A 1,213-nucleotide genomic window follows, 5' to 3' on the forward strand; every position below is an offset into this window, starting at 1 on the left:
CCGTCAGATGGGCGCCCGGGTGCGCGTCCAGCACGGCACGTACCGAGGCCTCCCGCACATCCGTGACGACGACCCGCGCGCCGTCCTCCAGCAGGTGCGCGACCAGGTGCTTGCCGACCTTGCCGACGCCCGCGACGCCCACCAGCCGGCCGCGCAGCGTGGGAGCGCCCCACAGCCGCTGCGCGCCGGCCCGCATGCCCTGGAAGACACCGAAGGCGGTCAGCACCGAGGAGTCACCCGCGCCACCGTTCTCCGGCGAGCGACCCGTCGTCCAGCGGCACTCCTGGGCCACCACGTCCATGTCCTGCACATAGGTGCCCACGTCGCAGGCGGTCACGTAGCGGCCGCCCAGGGAGGCGACGAAGCGGCCGTAGGCGCGCAGCAGGGCTTCGGTCTTGATCTGCTCGGGGTCGCCGATGATCACGGCCTTGCCGCCGCCGTGGTCGAGGCCGGCCAGCGCGTTCTTGTACGACATCCCGCGTGCGAGGTTCAGCGCGTCGAGCACCGCGGCCTGCTCCGGGTCGGCCGAGCCGGTGTACGCGTGGAAGCGGGTACCGCCCAGCGCGGGGCCGAGCGCGGTGGAGTGCAGCGCGATGACGGCCTTCAGGCCGCTGGGCCGGTCCTGGCAGAGCACGACCTGCTCGTGGCCGCCCTGCTCGGAGCGGAAGAGGGTGCTGACGACCGGGTCCCCGGCGGGGAGGCCGGCGGGAACGCTTGCAGAAGGTGATACCTCGATCACGGTAGTGACTCCTGGAATCGCGTCGTAGCCCTCGGCGGACACGCCGCTTGTGGCAGTCGAAGCCCGGGAGGGCCGGTCGCCAAGCAGCGTACGACCTACGCGTCGCGGGCACGTTGCGGTCCCACGATCGGGGTAGTCAACTGTCTTCCAGGCTCGCTCATGAGACCGGTTCGTGGAGGCGTGAGGCTTGGAGGCAATGCGTGGCTGAGAAAGCGTCGGTCGTCGTCCCGTACGCGGCGTATCTGCGGGTCTACGAACCGTTGGCGGCCTTCCCCGAGCCGGAGCGCTCGCACTGGATCGCATATGCGAAGGAGGAGCGCTTCCCCACCGCGCAGGACGAAATCCGCCGTGCCCTGGCCGACTTGGTGCCGGTGCCCCCCGTGGTGGTGCCGGTGCGGGAGAGCGCCGAGGCGTTCGTGACGGAGGTGGACGGCGTGACGTGCGTCTGTCCCTGGCGCACCCGGCTGCGCAGTT

Annotated in this window: 2 protein-coding genes; one reads left to right on the top strand and one right to left on the bottom strand. The window is 71.3% G+C overall.

Features of this window, described 5'->3' with window-relative positions:
- On the bottom strand, window positions 1-739 hold a 739-nt coding region (locus tag ACFXIV_RS48090; protein WP_379421563.1), incomplete at its 3' end, for a Glu/Leu/Phe/Val dehydrogenase dimerization domain-containing protein.
- A gap of 200 nt (window positions 740-939) precedes the next feature.
- On the opposite strand from ACFXIV_RS48090, the gene ACFXIV_RS48095 reads away from it, so the two are divergent.
- Window positions 940-1,213: hypothetical protein (locus tag ACFXIV_RS48095; RefSeq protein WP_379421564.1), on the top strand; the 274-nt coding region annotated here is incomplete at its 3' end.

Source organism: Nocardia sp. NPDC059236 (genome assembly GCF_042754085.1).
Taxonomy (GTDB): domain Bacteria; phylum Actinomycetota; class Actinomycetes; order Mycobacteriales; family Mycobacteriaceae; genus Nocardia.